We start from the raw sequence: 20,793 nt of genomic DNA, 5'->3' as shown, positions 1-20,793 counted from the left end.
CGGCGTGGGGGAGGGAGACCGGCGGCAGGCCCGCCGCCGCGCTATCGACTACGCCCCTCTCCGTGAGGAACCACCGGGGAGGGGCCGGGGGAGGGGCACCCCGCGTCGGGCGCAGTGCGATCCCGTTCGTCGAGCCTCGATGCGTCGGCAACCCAACCTCCCCCAGTCTTTTTTGTGGGAGGTGCGAGCCTGAGCGAGCGGAGGGGGCGCCCGCCGCGCGCACCGAATCTCCCGAACCGCTCCGAACCCATCATCCCGATCTCCCGAACCGCCGGTGCAGCTCCGTCAGACTCAGCTGAATCACCGTCGGACGGCCGTGGATGTCGTGATACGGCAGTTCGGTCGCGAACAGGCGGTCGAAGAGCTCGGCCATCTCCTTCTGGCTCAGCTTCTGGCCGGCCTTGATGGCGCCTTTGCACGCCATCGACAGCGCGATGCGCTGGTGCTGCGTCCGCGCGGTGTCCACCAGCGGCGATCCGTCGTTCAGCTCCGCCACCATCTCGCGCAGGCACCGCTCCGCATCGAAGTACGGGTGCGGATTGGGCACCGCGTGCACGATGATCGACCGCCCGCCGAACGGCTCCACCTCGAACCCCGCGCGCTCCAGCACGCCGCGAATCTGCTCCACCAGCGCGTACTCCGCGGGGGAGAGCCGCAGCGTGAGCGGAAAGAGCAGCCGCTGGCTCTCCGCGCCCACGCCCGCGTCGAAGCCGCGCACGATCTCCTCGTACAGCACCCGCTCGTGCGCGCTGTGCTGGTCCACCATCACCAGCCCCGTCCGCGTCTCCGCCAGAATGTAGGTGTTGTGGATCTGCCACATCACCGGCGCCGCGCCGTCGAACAGGTCCGTCGGGACGCCCGGCTTTCCGCCTGCCTCGCCGTTCGCGCCCGGCGCCGGGCTCCCCCCGGTGACGAAGAGCGTCATCTGCGAAACGGGGTCCGTGCTCACGGCTGTCTCAACCGGAGCGCTCCCATGGGCAGACGAAGGCGCCGCACCGTACGGCGCGGGGGTCTCGCGCACCATCGACGGGCCCGGCGTCGGCGTCCACCCGCCGTACAGCGGATCCACCTGCGCCCGCGCGCCGATGCTGGGCGTGCTCTCCAGCCCCGCCAGCGCCGCGCGAACGCCTTCCTCGATCGCCCGCTCCACGCCGATTTTGTCGCGGAAGCGCACCTCGGCCTTGGCGGGGTGCACGTTCACGTCCACCTCGCCGTCCGGCACCTCCAGGAACAGAAAGAGGTGCGGGTGGTTGCCGGGCGCGATGGTCGTCCGGTAGGCGCGGTCCGCCGCGCGAACCAGGTTGCGGTCGCCAAAGGCGCGGCCGTTGACGAACAGGTACGTCCGCCGCCCGCCCGGCCGCGCCGCGTTGGGCCGCTGGATGAGGCCCGACAGCGCGATGGTGCCCATCCGGTGCGCCACGGGCAGCAGCTCCTCCATCGCCTCGTTCCCCCACAGCGCGCCGATCCGCTCCCCCACCCCGGACGCCACCGGTAGCGTCAGCACGTCGCGCGCGCCGGAATCCAGCGTAAAGGCGATCCCCGGCATCGCCAGCGCCTGCGTGGTCACCACCTCGCCGATGGCGCGGTTCTCCGCGGCCGTGGTGCGCAGGAACTTGGCGCGGGCAGGAACGTTGAAGAACAGGCTGCGCACGGAGATGGTGGTCCCCGTTCGCCGCGCGCACTCCTCCACCGCCGCCATCTGCCCGCCGGTGACGACCACGCGCGTGCCGTGGCCGTCGCGCTCCGCCGTCTCCAGCACCATCCGCGACACCGAAGCGATGGAGGGCAGCGCCTCGCCGCGAAATCCCAGGGTGCGAATGGCGGCCAGGTCCTGCTCCGACCTGATCTTGCTGGTGGCGTGGCGGTCCATGGCCAGCAGCGCGTCTTCGCGCCCCATTCCGTGCCCGTCGTCCGCCACGCGGATCTCCGTCTTTCCGCCGTTGCGCACCGCCACGTCCACGCGGGATGCACCGGCGTCCAGCGCGTTCTCCACCAGCTCCTTGACCACCGACGCGGGGCGCTCCACCACCTCCCCGGCGGCGATCTGGTTGGCGAGCTTTTCGGGGAGAACGTGGATGCGGCGCGGCATGGATGATCGTCGAACGGCTTCGGGTGAGCTTCGGTGTGGAAGCTAGTCCGCCGCGCGCCCGGAATCAACGGTTGACAAAGGACGAGATGGACCGGCATCACGCGGCGTCCGACGGCGCGCCCCCTCCGGGCTCGCACCACTCGCCCACCTCCCCCAAAAAACCCTGGGGGAGGTTGAGCAGCCGCCAATCCAGCCGTTTCGACAGGGCTCGAAAAAATCTCCGTGGGGCGCCCGCCGCTCGGGCTCAGCGTCCACGACGCTCCGCAGGCCTGTGCGACGTTTATACCCTCTCCCGCTTGCGGGAGAGGGTGCGAGCCTAGGCGAGCGGGTGAGGGATCCCGTAGAACCGCCGTGCGTTGTCCGTGGTCCGCGCGGCGAACTCGTCCGCGTCCTCGCCTCGCAACTCGGCGCAGCGGGCGGCGACGTGGGCCACCAAGGCGGGCTCGTTGGTCTTGCCGCGGTGGGGCACGGGGGCCAGGTACGGCGTGTCCGTTTCGATCATGATGCGGTCCGCCGGCACCATCCGTACGAAATCCGCGCCCGCGTAGTTCTTGAACGTCACCATCCCCGAAAACGAGGCGTACCACCCCATCGCCAGCGCGTCCTCCAGCAGCGGGCGGTCGCTGGAGAAGGAGTGCAGCACGCCGGTCGTCCCCTGCCCCGCCTCGCGCAGGATCGCCCGCAGGTCCTCGTCCGCCGTGCGCGCATGGACGATGATGGACTTCCCGGTTTCGCGCGAGATTTCCAGGTGCCGCGCAAAGGAGTCACGCTGCACGTCGCGCGGCGAAAAGTCGTAGTGGTAGTCCAGCCCCGTCTCGCCCACGGCGACCACGCGCGGATGCGCCAGCCGCTCCCGCATCCGCGCGAATGCTTCCTCCGACGCCATCGACGCCGTGTGCGGATGGATGCCGCAGGTGGCGTAGACGCCGGGAAAGCGCTCCGCCAGCGCCAGGTCCGCGTCCCAATCGTCCGGCCCCGTGGCGATGCTGACGATGGTCGTCACCCCCGCCTGCGCTGCGCGCGCGACCACCTCGTCCACGATGGGGAGGATGCGTTCGGCGGCGAGGTGGGCGTGGGAATCGGTGAGGGACATGGGAGTGCGAGAGTGCGTGAGTGCGAAAGTGCGAAAGTGCGAAAGTGCGGAATCGTACGGACCGCGGGGGCCCTCACCCGCTCGCTAAGGCTCGCACCCTCTCCCGCAAGCGGGAGAGGGTATAAACGTCACACAACCGGCGGCGCGTCTTCCCGGCTGTGGGGTCTGCCCCGCGCGGCCGAGACTCTCCGCCGCGCAGGCCCTTGCTGACACGAGCGGGTGAAGCCCCGCCGGGCGAACTCCGCGAGCCCAGGGCGGGGCTTGTGGCCTTCATAGCCTCGGGTTTCAACCCGGGATGGCCCTCGGCGGGCAACCATCGGCGCCGGCGGACTCACCCGACGGGGGAACCATCGTCCGGGGCGCGGAATCTATCCGCCGCCGCCCCAAAAGCGAACCGCCGCGACCCTGAGGCCGCGGCGGTTCGTCATCCAGCGAGTGCCGTTACTTTCGCACTCTCGCTCTTCCGCACTCTCGCACGTTCCGTTCAGACCGTGGTCCGGGCGGCGCGCTGGCGGCTGCTGTGCGACGGGGCGGCCTGCTGCGCCTTGGGCGTCTGGGCTGGCCACTTGGTCTGGATGAAGTACAGCACCGGAGACGCCACGAAGATGGACGAGAACGTACCGATGAAGATGCCCAGGATGAGCACGACCGCGAAGTCGCGGATCACCGGACCGCCCAGCACGGCCAGCGAGATGAGCGTGGCCAGCGTGCCCGACGCCGTGAGCACCGTGCGCGGCAGCGTCTCGTTGATCGCCTGGTTCAGCAGCTCCATGTACGTCTTGCCGTGGCGCGGCTTGGCCAGGTCCTCGCGAATGCGGTCGAACACCACGATGGTGTCGTTGAGCGAGTAGCCCACGATGGTCAGGAACGCCGCCACCGTGCCCAGCGAGATCTCGCTCCCCATGATGGCCAGCAGGCCCAGGGTAATCAGGATGTCGTGCAGCGTGGCCGCGATGGCCGCCAGGCCGAACCGCCACTCGAAGCGCACCCACAGGTACACCATCGTCGCCAGGAACGAAAGCAGAATGGCGATGAGGGCCTGGAACTGCAGCTCGTCGCCCACCTTGGCGCCCACCGCCTCGGTGCGGACGATCCGGTAGCTGTCGGCGGGAAAGCGCGACCCCAGCGTCTGCGCCACCGACTGCTGCGGCGTCTGCCCCAGCGAGCCGCTGAACGCCTCCATGTGGACCACGAACTCCCGGGCAGAGCCGAAGTTGGTGATCTCCCAGTCGTCGTGCCCGGCCGCCTCGGCCGCGGCCCGCAACTGGTCGGCCTGCACCGGCTGGTTGAACTCCAGCTGAACCAGGGTGCCGCCCTCGAAGTCCACCCCGTAGTTGAGCCACGAGCCGTAGCGGCCCACGTTCATGATCATCGCCGCCAGCCCCGCCAGCAGCAGTACGCCGGTGACGATGTAGGCGCGGCGGCGCCACTGCATGAACGGATAGTTCGCGTGCTGAAAGATACGCATCTCGGTTATTCCTCTGGCCGCGTCAGATGGACAGGCCCTGCGCGGCCGGCGAGCGGCGCTCCAGGTACAGGGTGAACAGGGTGCGGGTCACAAAGATGGCCGTGAACATGGAGATCACGATGCCCAGCCCCAGCGTGACCGCGAAGCCCTGGATGGGACCCGTGCCCACGTAGTACAGGATGGCCGCCGTGAGCAGCGTGGTGATGTTGCTGTCCACGATGGCGCTGAGCGCCTGCTTGAAGCCCTCGCTCACCGCCGGCCGCACCGCCCGGCCCGCCTCCAGCTCTTCGCGGATTCGCTCGAAGATCAGCACGTTGGCGTCTACCGACATGCCGATGGACAGCACCAGGCCGGCGATGCCGGGGAAGGTGAGCACCGCGTCCATGGCCGCCAGCGCACCCAGCGTGTACAGCACGTACAGCGTCAGCGCGATCACCGCGAACAGCCCGGCCAGGCGGTAGTAGCCGATCATGATCACCACCACCATCGCCAGGCCGATGAGGCCCGCGACGAAGCCCTTGTTCACCGAGTCCTGGCCCAGCGAGGGCCCCACGGTGCGCTCTTCCACCACCCGCAGCGGGGCGGGCAGCGCGCCGGCACGCAGCACCAGCGCCAGGTCGGCCGCCTCGTCCAGCGTGGCCTGCCCCAGCTCGATCTGGCCGTTGCGGCTGATCTGCCCGCGGATGACCGGCGCCGTGAACACCTGCTCGTCCAGCACGATGGCCATCTGCTTGCCGATGTTGCGACCCGTCTCGCGCCCGAAGGTGCGGCCGCCGCGCCGGTTGAGCTCAAAGTTCACCACCGGCCGCCCGAACTGCGGGTCCGTGGCGGCCACCGCGCTCTCCAGCGCCTCACCCGTCACCAGCGGCTGGCGCTCCAGCAGCCAGAGCGAGCGGAAGCCCTGCGCCTCCTCGGCCGAAGCCACGCCCCACACCAGCTCGGTGCCGCGGGGAAGCGCCGCCTGGACCGCGGGAAGGGCCAGGTACTTGGCCATGGCCGCCGTGTCCGCCGCCGCCACCAGGAACTGACCCTGGCTCCCCGCCCGCGCCAGCTTGCTCTCGAACGGCTTGCCCACGGAGACGGAGTCCTGCTTCTGCGCCCCCGCCCCCTGCTGGAACACGCCGCCGGCCGGCGTGGCCGCCGCGGCGCCGCGCGCCTCGTTGGGCATGGCCGCCACGACGGCCCGCTCGATGCGCGGAAGCGCGTCGCGCAGCGCCTCGCCGCGGACGATCTGGAACTCCAGGAACGCCGCCTTCTGAATGACGTTGCGGGCGCTGGACGTGTTCCGCAGCCCGGCCAGCTGCACCTCGATGCGGTAGTCGCCCGACTTGCGCACGATCGGCTCGCTCAGGCCCAGCCCCTCCACGCGAATGCGCACCACCTTCAGGGCGCGGTCGATGGCGTCCTTGCGCTGCTCGTCGGTCAGGCGGGCGCGGGTCTCGTCCACCTCCAGCGCCAGGTACGTACCGCCCTTGAGGTCCAGCCCCAGGGTGACGATGTCGCCCTGCGCCTGCTTCTGGTAGAACATTGCGGCAATGCAGAGCCCGGCGAGCACCAGGATCAGGCCGACGCGGATCTTGAGGTTCTGAAACATCGGAGGGTGGTGACTCCCCGAGGGTAGGGTGGTGGAGGCGGATTGTCCGGCCCTGCGAGCACAGCGACGGAACGGTTCGGGATAACTCGAAAAACTAGCCGCGCTTACACCTCCCTGTCAACCGGGCGGACCCCCGCGCGCCGGGGTGCGGCGGCGGGGGCCCGTGCGGGGCAAGCGCTTGGACGAAGGATACTTAGGCCTGGCGCCCCGTGTTGATCACGTTCACGCCCCGAAAGCGGGCCGGGGGACAGCCGTGCGACACCGCGTTGCTCTGCGACGGCTGGCCCTTGCCGTCGTTGAACGATCCCCCCACCTCGTAGGTGGACCGCCCGCCGATCAGGTCCATGCTGTTCCAGAACTCCGGGGTGCGCATCTGGTACGCCACGTCCTTCAGCATCCCCGTCACCCGGCCGTTCCGGATCTCGTGGAACACCTGCCCGCCAAACTGGGCGTTGTAGCGCTGCTGGTCGATGGAGTAGCTCCCGCGCCCCTCGATCAAAATCCCGTTCTCGATCCCCTCCACCATCTCGTCCAGCGTCACGTCACGCTCGGGGTGCGGCATCAGGTTCACGTTGGGCATGCGCTGAAACTGCACGTCGCTCCAGCGCTGTGCGTAGCTGTTGCCGTGGCTGCGCACCGGCTTGCCGCTCTGCCGGTACCACTCCGCCAGCATGGGCGCCTGCTCGCGGGTGGTCTGCAGGTCGTTCAGCACGCCGTCCTTGACGATCAGGTACTCGTCCGGCCGCACCCCCTCGTCGTCCCAGCCCACGGTGGCCAGCGAGCCCGGCGCGCTGCGCTCCGCCTGGATGTTCATGATCGGCTGCCCGTAGCGGAACTTGCCCAGGTAGTCCTGGATGGGCGAGATGAACGACGTGCCCGCGTAGTTGGCCTCGTACCCCATGATGCGGTCCAGTTCGGTGGGGTGCGCCACGGACTCGTGGATGGTCAGGAACAGGTGCGACGGAAGCAGCACCAGGTCGTAGCGCCCCGGCTGCACCGGCTTGGCCGTCAGCTTCTGCACCGCGTCCTGCGCCCACTTGGCCGCGTTGCCGACGAGATCGGCGTCGCGGACGTGCTCGTACCCCAATCCCATGGGCTGCACGGGGGTAGACTGGCGCTGCTGAAAGTCGCCGCCCCCCTGCGCCACCGCCGTCACCGACATCTGCGGGTACGAGCGGTAAAGGGTCTGCACCGTGTACGAGCCTTCGGTGGACGCGAAGGTCTTTTCCTCCTGCACAAAGAACATGGAGGAGTTCACGAACCGCGCTCCCGCCCCCATGGCGGCCTCGTTGGCCTGCAGCAGAAGGCCCACCTTTTCCTCGATGGCCACGGAAAAGGGGTCGATCTCGATCGGCGACTGCCAGCGGCCGTCGGCCACGGCTTCCACGGGCGCCAGCTCCACGGGGCGGGCGCGCCCGGCGGCGTTGGCCCGCGCCTGCGACACGGCCTGCCGGGCTACGCGATCGGCTTCGTCCAGGGACAGGTCGCGGCTGGCGGCAAAGCCCCAGGCCCCGTTGGCCAGCACCCGCACGCCAAAGCCGAAGGTTTCCTCGTCCTCGAAGCTGGTGATCTGGCGCTCGCGGGTAGCCAGCGACTGGTTGCGGTTGCGCGAAACGCGCACGTCGGCGTAGCTGGCGCCGGCGCCGCGGGCGGCGTCCAGGGCGCGCATGGCCAGCTCGCGGTGGTCGGCATCCGGCCGGCCGCGGAGCGTGGTGGCGTACGCGCCTCCGTGCGGCAGGATGAGCCCCGCCCCCACGGCGGCGCTGGTAGCAAGGAAATCGCGGCGTTTCATTCGCGCTGTTCCTGGTGCGATGGAGAGGGAGTTTTTCGGCCTCCAAGCTAACTTCGAACGCCCGTTCGGAGCAACCGGCGGGGGGTGAGGGGGAGGTTAGGGGTGTGAGGGTGAACGGGTGAACGGGTGAGCGGGTGTGGGGGGTGGCCGGGTGAGCGGGTGAGCGGGTGAGTCCGCTCCACAACTGCGGCAACCCTAGCGCCGGACAAAGCCACCGGACGTACGGCAGACGGACACAAGCGGTCGATGATACCAGATCCGACGCAACTGTCATTCTGAGGAAGGCCCCGCGCAAAGCTCTTCATTCGCGCAGGAGAGTGGCGCCGACCGAAGAATCTCTATGCTGAAACGCGCGGTTCTTTCCGTCACGACAGAGTTCCCAAGCGTTGCCCGGAAAGGGTTCCGCGCGCGGGGAGGGAGATTGTTCGGGCGCGCCACTGGCTTCGTGGCGTTCCCGAGAGCCCGACGGGGGCGCTCTCTCAGGCTCAGAATGACAGGTGTTTTCCCAGATTTCGTACAAGGCCGCCGCTCTCAAAACGAATCCACCCTCCCCCGGCCGGCTCGCCGAAGGAGGGTAGATAGGTGGCCGCCGACGATTTCTCGGCCCCGTTCACCCGTTCACCCGTTCACCCGTTCACCCGTTCACCCGTTCACCCGTTCACCCGTTCACCCGTTCACCCGTTCACCTACTCGTCCGCCAGCACGCCGTTCACGTCGGCCAGCTCCGCGGCCTCGGCCACGCGGTCGTTCACGGCGCGGCGCAGGGCCTGGATGCGGTTGCTGGCGTGCGGATCGAAGGTGCGGTTGGCCAGCAGCACCGTCCAGGTGCCGCGCTCCGGGTCGATCCACATCGACGTGCCCGTAAAGCCCGTGTGGCCAAACGCCTTGCGGCTCACCTGACGGCCGGACGAGCCGCCGCTCTGCTTGGGCGTTTCCCACCCCAGTGCACGGTTCCCCGCCTTCTCCTGGCGCTCGGTGAACTGGCGGATGGTCTGCTCGTCGAACACGTGCACGCCCTCCAGCGTACCCCCTTCGGCCAGCATCGCCGCGAAGCGCGCCAGGTCCGCCGCCGTCGAAAAGAGGCCGGCGTTCCCCGCCACGCCGCCCAGCTTGCGCGCCGTGGGATCATGCACCTTGCCGCGCACCGGCGTGCCGTCGTCCTTGCGGTACGAGGGCGAGCAGCGGTCGCACGCCTCACCGCCGGGGTTGTAGCCGGTAGAGATCATCCCCAGCGGCTTGAAGACGCGGCGCTGCAGCAGCTCGTCCACCGGCTCGCCCGCCACCCGCTCCGCCGCCGCGTAAAGGACGACGAAGCCCACGTCGCTGTACACCATCTTTTCCCCCGGCGCGGCCTGCAGCGGCGTGCGGATGAGCGCCCGCAGCGCCTGCGACGGCGTTCCCGGCGCCCCCGCGCCCGCGGGAAGTCCGGAGGTGTGGGTCAGCAGGTGGCGGATGGTCACGCGGTCCTTTGCCCCGCCGCTGAACTCGGGCAGATAGCGCTTGACGGGCACGTCCAGCGCCAGCTTGCCGTCCTCCACCAGCAGCATCACCGCCGACGTCGTGGCCACCACCTTGGTCAGCGAGGCGATGTCGTAGATGGTGCGCTCGGGGTCCACCTCGTACTTGCCCCACTCGGCGTTGCCCAGCCCCGTCAGCAGCTCCATGTGCGCGCCGCGGCCGGCGGCCAGGGCGGCGCCCGGAAAGGCGCCGCGGCGAATCTCCGCCTGCACCAGCCGCTCCGCCTGCTCCAGCTTTTCGCGCTCCAGCCGCGCCCGGCGCTCCTCCTTGGTCTCCACCACCACGGCTGCCACCGTGGCAGCCGCGACGGTCGGCGACGGAGCGACGGCCTGCACCGCGTCCAGCGTGGTGCGGCCGGCGTCGTGCTGCGCCACGCCCACGCCCGCCCCGGCGGCGACCAGGGCCAGCGCCGCGGCCAGGCGCCGCCTGCGCATCCCGTGCTCGTGCTCGTTTTCGTAGACCATGTCGTCCACCCATCCCTTTCACAACGCTCGCGGAACGATCCGCCGCGTTAGAAAATCTCGTGCCCGACTCGTGTCCGCGCGCATCGCAAGCCCATGCAGCACAACGCTGTACGGTGGATGGGGCGCGAAGGTTCTGTCAGGGGAACGCTCGGAGTATAACGGAATCCGATAAACCGCAGAACCCCAAAGGGTTAACTCCGGATTAGGAACATCCGCGAAACCGCGTGGCGGCGGACGGCGTAGGCGTGTATCATTCGCACGCCCTCCTCGCCGGCGTTTCCCGTTCCCCGCTCTTTCGCCCGTCCCCCATGGCGTTTTTCGAGACCCGCCGGCAGCGCGCCGGCCTTCTGGTGGCCCTGTTGGGCATCGCCATCGCCCTGGCGCTGGTGCCCTTTGTCACCGGACTGCTGGGAATCGTGGTGCTGTACGTGATCTGCGCCCCCGCACACCGCCGGCTCTCGCGCGTGATCCCACCGCGCCTTTCGGCGTTCCTGGTTCTTACCGTCGCACTGGTGCTGGTGTTGCTTCCGCTGGGCGTGATGGTGGGCGTGATCGTCGCCGAGGCGCCGGAGGCCATCGCCGTGCTGCGCGCCAACGCCGACCGGTTCTCCACCCTCCGCGTTGGCGGGATCGACGTGGGGCCGCAGCTGGCCGCGGCGGGGGGGACGGCGGCGGCGTGGGTGTCGGAGCAGGCACTGGGCTTTTTTGGAAGCGCCGCGCGAAGCCTGCTCAGCCTGGTGATCGCCTTCTTTGGCCTGTACTACCTGCTGCTGTACCCGGGCGTGGTGTGGAAGAGCGTGCGCGACTTCGTGCCGTTTTCCGACCCCAACGCCGACATGCTGCGCGCCCGCTTCTTCAGCGTTACCCAGGCCACACTGGTGGGGACGGCGCTCACGGCGCTGCTGCAGGGGACGATGGTGGGCGTGGCGTTCTGGGCGCTGGGCCTTCCCGGCCCCGCGTTCTGGGCGGTGATCACCGGCCTGGTTTCGGTGCTTCCGATGCTGGGAAGCGCGCTGGTGTGGATTCCGGGAATGGTGGTGCTGGGGATGGACGGGCGGTGGGGCGCAATGGTGATCCTGGGGATCGTGGGCGTGGCCGCGGGGAGCACCGACAACATCGTCCGGATGGTCGTCTTCAAGAAGGTGTCGAACATCCATCCCCTGGCCACGCTGGTGGGCGCGTTCGCGGGGCTCAAGCTGTTCGGCCTGCTGGGCGTGCTGCTGGGCCCGCTGGCCATCGCCTACTTCTTTGAGCTGCTGAAGATGTACCGCGAGGAATATCTGGGCGCCGCGGCCCCGCATCCCGTCGCCCTGGAAACGGCGCAGCCGGCCATGATCGTGCAGGCCCCGGACTGACGCGGCTGGAACGCGGAGCAGACGCCATGGTCGAGCTGGCTGCACCCGCCCTGGACGCCCCTCCTCGAAACGGACGGAGAGCCGCGGAGGATGCACCGAAGCTCCACCGCGGCTCATCTGTTTCTCCGCGCCTCCGCGTGAACTCTGTTCCGGAGTGCACACACAAACGCCGCATCCGGTATTCGCTGCCGGAAATTCGGTGGATGTGAATGGGATGCGACCCGTTCCGTTGCCGAAGGGTATGCAACGGCTCTAGATTTCACCCCTTCGCTCCGCATGGCGGATCGGCGGCGGCAACCTGCAACGGCGGTGCTTTCTCGTGTGTGGAATCGTCGCGGTCTCCGGGAACCCCGAGGCCGCCCAGCTTGCTTACCTGGGCCTGTACTCCCTGCAGCACCGCGGGCAGGAGGCGGCCGGCATCGCCAGCTTCGACACCGCGACCGGTGAAAGCCACCGCGTGCGCCGCGCCGGCCTGGTGTCCGAGGCGCTGCAGCCGTCGCACATCGCCGAGCTGCCGGGCGACGTGGCGGTAGCGCACATCCGCTACAGCACGGCGGGCGGCGCGGGGCTCAAGAACGCGCAGCCCATCCGCGAAACCTTTCGCGCGGGGCAGCTGGCGCTGGTGCACAACGGCAACCTCACCAACGCCAACCTGCTGCGCGAAAAGCTGCTCAACGAGGGCTCCCTGTTCCAGAGCAGCATCGACAGCGAGGTCATCGTACACCTGATCGCCCGCTCGCGCGCCACCACGGCCGACGAGCAGATCATGGACGCGCTGTCGCAGCTGGAGGGCGCGTACTGCGTGCTCATCACCATGGACGACGTGCTGTACGCCGCGCGCGACCCGTACGGCTACCGCCCCATGGTCATCGGCGCGCTCCCCACGGGCGGGCTGGTGGTGGCCAGCGAAACCTGCGCGCTCGACATCGTGCACGCGCGCTACGTGCGCGACGTGGAGCCGGGCGAGCTGATCCGCATCCGCGGCGGCGAGATCGAGCAGGTGCGGCGCCTTCCCCGCTTTGTGGCCGAGCCGCAGCCGTGCGTGTTCGAGCTGGTGTACTTTGCCCGCCCCGACACCAGGCTGTGGGGCTACACGGTGGACCGCGCGCGACGCGCCTTTGGCCGCAAGCTGGCCGAGGAAGAGCCGGCGCCCGGCGACATCGTGATCTCCGTCCCCGACAGCGCCAACAGCGCGGCGGTGGGCTACAGCGAGCGCAGCGGGATTCCGTTCGAGCTGGGGCTGATCCGCAACCACTACGTGGGCCGCACCTTCATCACTCCCGGCCAGGCCGGGCGCGACTTCAAGGTGCGGATGAAGTTCAGCCCCGTGCGCGAGGTGCTGGAGGGCAAGCGCGTGGTGGTGGTGGACGATTCGCTGGTGCGCGGCACCACCAGCCGCTCGCTGGTGCACATGCTGCGCGAGGCGGGCGCCAGGGAGGTGCACTTCCGCCTGGCCTCGCCGCCGGTGCGCTGGCCCTGCTTTTACGGCATCGACATGCCCACCCGCGAGGAGCTGATCGCCTCCAACCGGTCGGTGGAGGAGATCCGCGAGTACCTGGGCGTGGAGTCGCTGGGCTACCTGTCGCCCGAGGGGATGATCGACTGCGTGCGGGACGGCGGCGAGACGTACTGCACCGCCTGCTTTACCGGCGACTACCGCGCCCCGCTGGTGGACGCGCAGGAGGGCCTGGCGATGAGCTCGCACTGCTGAGCTGGCGGCAACCCGCGGCGCCCCCTCCGCTCGCCTAGGCTCGCACCTCCCCCAAAAAACCCTGGGGGAGGTTGGGTATGCCGACGGATCGGGACTCGGCGACAGGGATTGAACCGCATCGCGTCTGCGACGCGGGGCCCTCTCCCCCGACGGACCTTTTGCTCGTTCCTCGCAGCGGCCGTCGACCCCTCCCCCAAACTGCGGGGGAGGGGTGGTGCAGGGCCAGGTTCCTCGCGCGGGATCGAAGTTCTCCCCTCTCCGTGAGGAACGAACGGGGAGGGGCCGGGGGAGGGGCACCCCCGCGGGCGCAGTTCGATGCCGTTCGACGCCGCATCCGACTTCTCCCCTCTCCCGCGCAGTTTGCGGGAGAGGGGCCGGGGGTGAGGGCCCCCGCGACACGCACATCAGCCGATCCCCCACGTGCCGTGCGGCTTCGCCCGACTTGCCGACGCGCTTCGGTTGATGCAATCTGCGGCGTTCGGCGGATGATCACCGTCATCGCCGAAAACGCAGTTCCAGAATCTGACCTGATCTCGCGCCCGACCCCAAGGAGTGGCTCGATGAAGTACCGTACCTATCCCGGCACCGACATCCGCACCTCGGAAGTCGGCTTTGGCATGTGGACCCTCGCCGCCGGCTGGTGGGGCGACTTTACCGACGACGAGGCCGTCGCCCTGCTGCACCGCGCGTACGAGCTGGGCATCACGCTGTACGACTCGGGCGACACGTACGGCAACGGCCGCGCGGACGAGCTGTTGCGCCGGGCGTTCGGCGACCGGCGCGACCGGGTGACTATCACCACCAAGGTGGGCTACGACTGGTACAACCACCTGGACGCCCGCCGCGGCCAGCAGGAGATCCCCCACAGCGCCGACCCCGCCTTCATCCGCATGGCGGTGGAGAAGTCGCTGGAGCGGATGGGGACGGACGTGCTGGACGTGGTCAGCTACCACAACGCGCACGAGGAGCACGTCCCCAACGACGACATCTGGGAGACGCTGCAGCGCCTGCAGGACGAGGGAAAGATCCGCGCGTGGGGCGGCGCGCTGGGCCCCAGCAACGGCTACCTGTTCGAGGGGCTGGAGCTGATCCGCAACAGCCGCGCGCGCAGCCTGCAGCTCATCAACAACGTGCTGGAGCCGTTCCCGGGGCAGATCCTGACCGAGGCGGCCGAGCAGGGCGGGCAGACCGGCATTCAGGTGCGCGTGACGCACTCGTCGGGGATGCTGGAGGGCAAGTACACGGCGGACACCGAGTTCGCCAAGAACGACCACCGCCGCCACCGCCCGCGCAGCTGGCTGATCAACGGGCTGCAGAAGCTGGAGTCGCTGCGCTGGCTGCACGAGGGGCGCGGGATGACGCTGGGCCAGGCGTCGCTCAAGTGGCTGCTGGCCAGCCCGGTGGTGGTGACCACGCTTCCCAACATCTACAACGTGGAGCAGCTGGAGGAGTTCGCCGGCGCCAGCGACCTGCCGGACCTGACGGCGGACGACCTGAACCGCATCGCGGAGCTTCAGCGCACCAACTTTGGGGTGCACGAGGACCACATGCGCTACAAGGGCACCATGGTGCGTGACGGCGAGCCGCTGGGTCCCGTGTACCGCTACGCTGGCGACGGCTTTCCCGGCGCCCCGCAGGCCGTGGAGCACGCCGCGGCGGACTGACGGCGGAGGGATGATGGATGACGCGGCCCCGGCGAGCGCAAAGCTCACCGGGGCCTTATCCTTGATCCGCCGAATCATGCGTGTCCTCCTTCCCCCACCCGTTCACCGAAGATGACCGAACGATACGACGTGATCGTCGCCGGCCTGGGCGCGATGGGGAGCGCGTCCGCGTACCACCTGGCCGTGCGTGGACGCCGCGTGCTGGGGCTTGAGCAGTTTGCGCCGCGGCACACGCTGGGCTCATCGCACGGCGACAGCCGCATCATCCGCGAGACGTACTTCGAGCACCCGCTGTACGTCCCGCTGGTGCGGCGCGCGCACGAGCTGTGGCGGGCGCTGGAGCGCGACGCCGGCGAAACGCTGCTGCACGTGAACGGCGGGCTGATGATCGGGCCGCGCGAGGGGGAGCTGGTCACGGGAACGCTGCGCAGTGCGGCGGCGCACGGGCTGCCGCACGAGTTGCTGGGCCCGCGCGAGGTGCACGAGCGGTTTCCGGCGTTCTCCATCCCGGGCGACCACGTGGCGGTGCTGGACCCGCGCGCCGGGTTCCTGCGCCCGGAGGCGTGCACGGACGCGCACCGGTCGCTCGCCGCGCGGCACGGCGCCGAGCTGCGCTTTCACGAAGGGGTGACGGAGTGGGAGCCGGACGGCGAGGGCGTGCGCGTCCGCACGGCGCGGGGCGCGTACACGGCGGACCGGCTGCTGCTCACGGCCGGCGCGTGGACGGGGGCGCTGCTGCGCGGGACGCACCTGCCGCTGCGGGTGGAGCGGCAGGTGCTGTTCTGGTTCGATCCACCGGCCGGCGCGGATGACCCGTACACGCCGGAGCGCTGCCCCATCTACGCCTGGGAGCACGCGCCCGGCTCCATCGGCTACGGCTTGCCGCGGCTGGAGAAGGGCGTCAAGACGGCGCTGATGCACCAGGGCCAGGTATCCGCCCACCCCGACCAGGTGCGGCGGACGGTGGACGACGCCGAGGTGGAGCCGCTGCGGGCCGCGCTGCGCCAGGTGCTTCCGGAACTCGCGGCGGCGCCGGTGCGGTCGTCCACCACCTGCCTGTTCACCAACACGCCGGACACCGACTTCGCCATCGGCTTCCATCCCGAACACCCACGGGTGCTCGTCTCCAGCCCCTGCTCCGGCCACGGCTTCAAGTTCGCCTCCGCCATCGGCGAGATCCACGCGGACCTGCTGACCGAGGGCCGCACCCGCTTCGACCTGGCGCCGTTCCGGCTGGACCGCTTCGGGAGCGCGTGAGCGGAGCCGGCCGCGCGGCTGACGCGGAGGTCGATGGATGATCGCGAGCCCCCGGAGAACCGATCTCCGGGGGCTCCGTCCGTTCGTCCGAAGGCACGACAAGGACGGGAACAAGTCCGCGTAGCGCCTGCCGGCCACGGCGGAACTTGGCCATGTGCGCGCAACTCGGGAAGGCAGCGAATCCCTACATCTGGCGCAAAACAGTCGCTGGCACTACCTTTCATTAAACATATGGCGGGCCGCATTCCTACAAGGCTCGCGATACCGTTGGGCCTCATCTCCGCAGACCTGGCCAAGGTTCCTGGCCGCCTTCCGCTCTCCTTTCCTTCCAGCAGGGATCGATCATGTCCCTCCGCATCTCGGCCGCGCGTAGACCGCTGCTGCCAATCGCAATCTCCGCCGCACTTCTCGGTGCATGTGTCGACGCCCCGTCCGCCCCAACGGATGTGGACGCGAATCCTGGCCAAGTCCGTTTCGATGCCTCGTCGATCGCACCAAAAGAAGAGTTCGCCAGCCGGGCACGCTTTGACTTGGCGCTGGGAGCGCAGGGCTCCTTCAAGCCCGGACATCCTCTTCACCTCACCTTGGAAGCAACTGCCAGCCGTCCAACCGCGGACGGGGAACTGCGGGTGACGCTTCCCGAGATCTCCGCGGCTGAGAATCGTGGCTGGGAGGTAGTGCAGATCCCGATGGACGAGGAACTGCGCCCGCATTTGCGCGTGCGCCGCGCTTTTGAGGCGGGAGAAAGTGTCCGCGAGCGGGTGTCGCTGACCATACCCGAGCCGGGCTACTACCACGCTGTGGTGACAGGCTACGCCCACCCCGATCTGGCGAACCCGGATCCCTTGGCATCGGGCGACGTCTCGCGCCGCGACTTCTGGATCTGGATTGACGAATCGGGCGGCCGCATTACCGCCACGTTCGACACGACGCTGATCGCGTCCGGCAATCGCAAGGAATCTGGACCACGCGCCTCGGAGAAGAAGCCGGCCCGTGTACGGACCGGAGATGCGAACATTGCCTGCAGCCTCTACCCGTCCAACCCGATTCTCCCCTCCAGCATGCCGGGAACAGGATTGTCGTCAGGTGAGGGCTCTACCACGACCAGTGGATGCCCGGAGCCCTACGACCCCAACCCGCCGCCGCCGACCAATGCGATGGCGCGCATCAAGGCCACCTACGTGGACGCGGGAGTGGGAAGCACGGTGCGGCCCGTGGCAGGAGCGCGGGTGGTATGGACCATCCTCTCGCTCAGCGGGGCCGAGCTTTCCAGCGGTGCCGGCACGCTCGCAGCCGACGGCACGTCCGCAATGATCGACTGCGGCGCACCCGCTGGTCAGCGCCGCATCCGGGCGGTGGTGTACACGTTGAGCGCCCGGGTGGAGGTTTCGTTTGGCACCGGCAGTGACGCACCGCGGGCGGGGACGTACTCTGCCCCCTGTGACGGCGAGGTTGGGGTGCGCGCCGACGCCGAGATGTCGCACCTGTTCGTGAACCTGTCCAAAAGCGTAGAGGGGCACAACACCCGGTTCGGAACATACCCCCCGCATCGTATTTACGCCGGCCTGTACACCGACGGCAGAACCTACTACCACCATACTCACCCGGACCACGAACTGCACATTGCCAAGGATCCCCAAATGATCTTCGGCGAGTACGGCATCATGGTGGCGAGTCACGAGTACGGGCACCAGTTCCAGAACCGGTACATGTTCTCGCCTCCGGACGAGAACGGTCTGATGCGCTACCAGGTCAACTGCAAAACTCAGCACCCGCCCGAGGCTCCATCCAACCTGGGATGCGCGCTGGGAGAGGCGTTTGCAGACTGGTACGCCGTAACCGTCCGTGAGGCGGACATGCCGGTGTGGAAGAACCAGCTGGAAACCAACCACTACTACAAGAACTGCGTCGCGGGATATGATCCTGCGCGTGGAATGACCATCGCCTGCGTCGACGACGGCTCAATCATCCAGGGTGCCGTGGCCGCACTGCTGTGGGATATTACGGACGACGGATTCTCGGAAGCGGATGACCCTATTCAGCGCTCACCACGCGACCTGACGGACGCAATGACAAATTGCCGGGTAACCGTGAGCGGCACATCCAGGGGATACTCCGGCATCGATCATGTGATCTTCTGCTTGGAGTACGCGTCACCGTACACCGTGCAACTCTCCTCAAGTGTTGTTACGCTTTTCAACACACGCAACCCCTTGCCCACATCCGCCACGGCCGGATACACCTTCTTCAGAAGCAGCACGGGTTTTCGGAAGAACTGGCTGATCAACTTGTACAGCAAGCGCAGCAGTGTGGGCAGTTCGCCGACGCCGAGGCTGTCGATTTATCCTCAACCCGAAAACCCCTGCCCCCAAATCTGCCAGGAGCCATTGTGAGCAAAATGGGCCCGCCGGACTGGAAGATCGGTGTACTGTTGGTGGCCACCGTGCTTCTCTGCGGGTGCAGCGGAGTGCTGCACCCCGATCCCCAGATCAGCACATCCACCGCGTTTGAGCCTCCGAGCGCCTGGGAGAGTGCGGTGTCCTTCTCCTTTGCAGATTCCACTTACTTTCCCAACCATCCGTACGCCGCGCGCATCGAATTGCGCATCGAGGGGCACAGAGGACGAGTGATCACCGGACGGGACCTGTTCACCGGGCCCGGGGGCGGTCTGACGACGGCGTGGTATCGGGTGCCCCTGCCCTCCCCCGGCTCGCGTGCGTTATCGCTCCACGTAGTGCTGACGGATACGAGTGGCGCGGAGAGTTCCGCGGACTACCCCCTCCTGGTGGAGCGGGACCGGTTCTACGAAGTGCATTTCGGCGTGGCGTCGACCCGTCCGCCACGGCCGGAGGCGCCGCCGCGGACGGAGGGATTGCGCGGGTACGCGGTGCAACCCGCAGCACGGATGCAGTCCACGGATTCGCTTTGGATCGCTTACAAGTTCCGCACGCGCGACTGCTTCAACTGCGTGTTCTGAGCACGCAGGCATGGAGTACGAACGTTTCGTGGACAAGGCGAGCCCCGGCGAATGTGCCGGGGCCTCGTGCATTTCTGGAGCGGACTTGAAGCTCGGCGACGGGGATCGAGCCGCGCGGAGCCCCCTGGAGGCAGTTCGATCCACGCTTTGTCGCAAAGCTTGACCAGCCGACCAGAGTGCTGGTAGACGGGCAAAACACGTAGCAATCAGCACACAACTCTCACCCCTCTGATCCACGCCCCATGCGAGCTCTTCTCGTTCTCGCCTTTCTACTGATGGCGAGCACAGCGGGTGCCCAGCAGAACCCGCCCGTCATCCGCTCCAACGCATCGGTCATCGACATCCGCAACGGTGAGGCATCCAGGCTCCAGTGGAACCTGCGGCCACACGTCCGGCCCGACACCATTCCCGCGGGGTTGGTCGACGGCAGACCCCATCGCGTCACCGTCGTGACGGACGCGGACTCCGTCGGCTTTCTGGTGGAAGAGGGGAAGGCGTACGACCTGGTGGTGCAGAGGGGCGATACGGCCAGCCACATCCGGATCGTGGGCGTGCGCCTGGTTCCCACCCCCGGAATCGTCCGCGGCCGAATTACCGTCGCGGCCAACCCGGAGGCGGTCTGCTTTGACGAGCGCAGGACGCCGCATCTCAACGTCGACCTCATCGTCCGCAACGGGAGCGAGAAGGAGATCCGGATTACGGAGCTGCGGGCGTTCGTGCTGAGCCCCGCGGGCGAGCTGCTGGAGCGGCGCGTCGCCCAGCAGCCGGCGGAGTTGCTGGGCCCCGGCCGCACGCCGGGAGCCCTGCGCGAGGGACTTCTCTTCAACCCCTTTGCCTTCAGCTCCGTCCGGCGCGACTCCCGTATCCGCTACGAGGTCCACTTTGCCGATCCCGCGGCGCCGCCGGCGGAGGTCACGGTGCGGCTGGTCCCGTGCGTCACGCGTGCGAGGCTGGTGCTGCCGCTGGCCGGCCGCATCGTCGTTTCCGACGGGCACGACGTGCTGTCGCACCACCGGCGCAGCACGTACCTGGGCCGCTGGGCGCGCGATCTGGGGATGGTCGACAATTTTCAGCGGTTCGGGCTGGACCTGATGGTGGCCGACAGCCAGGGCCGGACGTTTCGGGGAGACGGCAGGCGCAACGAGGACTACCTGGCCTGGGGACACCCGGTTCGGGCAGCCGGCGCGGGTACGGTGGCCGCCGTCCACAACCAGCAGCCGGACAACGACGTCATTGGCTCCGAGAACCTGTGGACGCAGCGGTCGCTCGCCGAGAACGAGATGACGACGGCCGGCAACTACGTCCTGATCGACCACGGGGGTGGAGAGTTCAGCCTTGTCTCTCACCTGCGCGCCGGCAGCGTACGGGTGCAGGCGGGCGACCGGGTAAGCGCCGGCCAGATCATCGCGGAGGCGGGCAACTCCGGCTCATCGCTGGGTCCCCACGTTCACTACGAGTTGCGCACCGGCTGGGGCGTGCGCGGGGTGCGGGCCCTTCCACCCTACTTTCACGACCTGACGGTGATCGGGACGGGAGAAGGTGCCGATGGAGCGCCCGTCATGGTGAACACGGGCGACATCATCCTCACGAGCTGAGGATCGAACGGCCGGGTGGATGGTGGGTGGTGGATGAGTCGGTGGGGCTCGGTGATGGACATCGAACTGCGTCCGCGGGGGTGCCCCTCCCCCGGCCCCTCCCCGTTCGGTCCTCACGGAGAGGGGAGAACTTCGATCCCGCTTCGACCTGCTTCGAATCGCACCAGACCACCCCTCCCCCGAAGTTGGGGGAGGGGTCGACGGCCGTTGCGAGGA

13 protein-coding genes are annotated in these 20,793 nt (G+C 68.6%); 7 read left to right on the top strand and 6 right to left on the bottom strand.

Annotated elements, in window-relative coordinates:
- Positions 1–250: 250 nt before the first annotated feature.
- The 6 genes from mutL to ACOJUJ_RS21220 form a co-directional block, all read right to left on the bottom strand.
- Complete coding sequence (gene mutL, locus ACOJUJ_RS21245) at positions 251–2,089, bottom strand: DNA mismatch repair endonuclease MutL (protein ID WP_420128919.1); 1,839 nt, start codon at positions 2,087–2,089, stop codon at positions 251–253.
- A 316-nt stretch (positions 2,090–2,405) separates the two neighbouring features.
- Positions 2,406–3,182 (bottom strand): TatD family hydrolase, encoded by a 777-nt coding sequence (locus tag ACOJUJ_RS21240; RefSeq protein ID WP_420128918.1) that lies wholly within the window; start codon positions 3,180–3,182, stop codon positions 2,406–2,408.
- A 484-nt stretch (positions 3,183–3,666) separates the two neighbouring features.
- Positions 3,667–4,650: a protein translocase subunit SecF gene (gene secF, locus ACOJUJ_RS21235; protein WP_420128917.1), complete on the bottom strand. Its 984-nt coding sequence runs from the start codon at positions 4,648–4,650 to the stop codon at positions 3,667–3,669.
- A 22-nt stretch (positions 4,651–4,672) separates the two neighbouring features.
- On the bottom strand, positions 4,673–6,244 hold the full coding sequence (gene secD / locus ACOJUJ_RS21230; RefSeq protein WP_420128916.1) for a protein translocase subunit SecD: 1,572 nt from the start codon (positions 6,242–6,244) through the stop codon (positions 4,673–4,675).
- Between the two features lie 193 nt (positions 6,245–6,437).
- Positions 6,438–8,036 (bottom strand): TldD/PmbA family protein, encoded by a 1,599-nt coding sequence (locus ACOJUJ_RS21225; protein ID WP_420128915.1) that lies wholly within the window; start codon positions 8,034–8,036, stop codon positions 6,438–6,440.
- A gap of 686 nt (positions 8,037–8,722) precedes the next feature.
- Positions 8,723–10,018 carry a serine hydrolase domain-containing protein gene (locus ACOJUJ_RS21220; protein WP_420128914.1) on the bottom strand — a complete coding sequence of 432 codons (1,296 nt, stop codon included), beginning with the start codon at positions 10,016–10,018 and terminating at the stop codon, positions 8,723–8,725.
- 308 nt (positions 10,019–10,326) lie between these two features.
- Between ACOJUJ_RS21220 and ACOJUJ_RS21215 the strand changes: the two genes are divergently transcribed.
- The 7 genes from ACOJUJ_RS21215 (at position 10,327) to ACOJUJ_RS21185 (ending at position 20,577) form a co-directional block, all read left to right on the top strand.
- The gene (locus tag ACOJUJ_RS21215; protein WP_420128913.1) at positions 10,327–11,373 is read left to right on the top strand and encodes an AI-2E family transporter; all 1,047 of its coding nucleotides are present in this window, start codon (positions 10,327–10,329) and stop codon (positions 11,371–11,373) included.
- A gap of 319 nt (positions 11,374–11,692) precedes the next feature.
- Positions 11,693–13,084, top strand: coding sequence for an amidophosphoribosyltransferase (gene purF / locus ACOJUJ_RS21210; RefSeq protein WP_420128912.1), 1,392 nt, complete (start codon positions 11,693–11,695; stop codon positions 13,082–13,084).
- Positions 13,085–13,644: 560 nt separating this feature from the next.
- Positions 13,645–14,748, top strand: a complete 1,104-nt coding sequence (locus ACOJUJ_RS21205) for an aldo/keto reductase (RefSeq protein ID WP_420128911.1) — start codon at positions 13,645–13,647, stop codon at positions 14,746–14,748.
- Positions 14,749–14,859: 111 nt separating this feature from the next.
- A complete protein-coding gene (gene solA, locus ACOJUJ_RS21200; RefSeq protein ID WP_420128910.1) occupies positions 14,860–16,005 on the top strand; it encodes an N-methyl-L-tryptophan oxidase in 1,146 nt (381 codons plus the stop codon).
- Positions 16,006–16,349: 344 nt separating this feature from the next.
- Positions 16,350–18,398, top strand: coding sequence for a hypothetical protein (locus ACOJUJ_RS21195; RefSeq protein ID WP_420128909.1), 2,049 nt, complete (start codon positions 16,350–16,352; stop codon positions 18,396–18,398).
- Positions 18,395–18,982: a hypothetical protein gene (locus ACOJUJ_RS21190; protein ID WP_420128908.1), complete on the top strand. Its 588-nt coding sequence runs from the start codon at positions 18,395–18,397 to the stop codon at positions 18,980–18,982. Before ACOJUJ_RS21195 ends, ACOJUJ_RS21190 begins: the two co-directional genes overlap by 4 nt.
- A gap of 275 nt (positions 18,983–19,257) precedes the next feature.
- Positions 19,258–20,577, top strand: a complete 1,320-nt coding sequence (locus ACOJUJ_RS21185) for a M23 family metallopeptidase (protein WP_420128907.1) — start codon at positions 19,258–19,260, stop codon at positions 20,575–20,577.
- The last annotated feature ends 216 nt before the right edge of the window (positions 20,578–20,793 follow it).

Source organism: Longimicrobium sp. (genome assembly GCF_048594345.1).
Taxonomy (GTDB): Bacteria; Gemmatimonadota; Gemmatimonadetes; order Longimicrobiales; family Longimicrobiaceae; genus Longimicrobium.
The sequence above is the reverse complement of the archived record's forward strand: the minus strand, read 5'-3'. Positions and strand labels throughout refer to the sequence as shown.

Bases quoted from the DNA above. Each gene is read 5' to 3' on its own strand.
- secD (WP_420128916.1), bottom strand. From the start codon at position 6,244: ATGTTTCAGAACCTCAAGATCCGCGTCGGCCTGATCCTGGTGCTCGCC.
- ACOJUJ_RS21240 (WP_420128918.1), bottom strand. From the start codon at position 3,182: ATGTCCCTCACCGATTCCCACGCCCACCTCGCCGCCGAACGCATCCTC.
- ACOJUJ_RS21185 (WP_420128907.1), top strand. From the start codon at position 19,258: ATGGCGAGCACAGCGGGTGCCCAGCAGAACCCGCCCGTCATCCGCTCC.
- ACOJUJ_RS21225 (WP_420128915.1), bottom strand. From the start codon at position 8,036: ATGAAACGCCGCGATTTCCTTGCTACCAGCGCCGCCGTGGGGGCGGGG.
- mutL (WP_420128919.1), bottom strand. From the start codon at position 2,089: ATGCCGCGCCGCATCCACGTTCTCCCCGAAAAGCTCGCCAACCAGATC.
- solA (WP_420128910.1), top strand. From the start codon at position 14,860: ATGACCGAACGATACGACGTGATCGTCGCCGGCCTGGGCGCGATGGGG.
- ACOJUJ_RS21195 (WP_420128909.1), top strand. From the start codon at position 16,350: ATGTCCCTCCGCATCTCGGCCGCGCGTAGACCGCTGCTGCCAATCGCA.
- secF (WP_420128917.1), bottom strand. From the start codon at position 4,650: ATGCGTATCTTTCAGCACGCGAACTATCCGTTCATGCAGTGGCGCCGC.
- ACOJUJ_RS21220 (WP_420128914.1), bottom strand. From the start codon at position 10,018: ATGGTCTACGAAAACGAGCACGAGCACGGGATGCGCAGGCGGCGCCTG.
- ACOJUJ_RS21215 (WP_420128913.1), top strand. From the start codon at position 10,327: ATGGCGTTTTTCGAGACCCGCCGGCAGCGCGCCGGCCTTCTGGTGGCC.
- ACOJUJ_RS21205 (WP_420128911.1), top strand. From the start codon at position 13,645: ATGAAGTACCGTACCTATCCCGGCACCGACATCCGCACCTCGGAAGTC.